This window comes from Azospirillum tabaci (assembly GCF_014596085.1).
Classification (GTDB): domain Bacteria; phylum Pseudomonadota; class Alphaproteobacteria; order Azospirillales; family Azospirillaceae; genus Azospirillum; species Azospirillum tabaci.
In genome coordinates, this window is the sequence record NZ_JACCJY010000095.1 from 1 (window position 1) to 526 (window position 526).

The 526-nt window shown below is 58.7% G+C and carries 1 rRNA gene; it reads right to left on the reverse strand.

Features of this window, described 5'->3' with window-relative positions:
* Positions 1–524: ribosomal RNA gene (locus tag H0B54_RS29415) — 23S ribosomal RNA — on the reverse strand; the annotation flags it as partial.
* Positions 525–526: the final 2 nt, after the last annotated feature.

Genomic DNA, 526 nt, shown 5'->3' on the forward strand with positions numbered 1-526 from the left:
GCTCCGACTGCTTGTAGGCATCCGGTTTCAGGAACTGTTTCACTCCCCTCGTCGGGGTGCTTTTCACCTTTCCCTCACGGTACTGGTGCACTATCGGTCACTGAGGAGTACTTAGGCTTGGAGGGTGGTCCCCCCATGTTCGGACAGGGTTTCACGTGCCCCGCCCTACTCGAGGATTGAACCTGGTTTACCCGTACGGGACTATCACCCGCTCTGGTGCGCCTTTCCAGACGCTTCCGGTTATGTCGGTCCAACCACTGGCCTGGTCCGCGTTCGCTCGCCACTACTAGCGGAGTCTCGGTTGATGTCCTTTCCTCCGGCTACTTAGATGTTTCAGTTCGCCGGGTTCGCCTCCCCACCCTATGGATTCAGGTGAGGATACCGCTTGCGCGGTGGGTTGCCCCATTCGGAAATCCACGGATCAAAGCCTGCTCGCGGCTCCCCATGGCTTATCGCAACGTGCTGCGTCCTTCATCGCCTCTCAGTGCCAAGGCATCCACCAGATGCCCTTCAGACGCTTGATCCT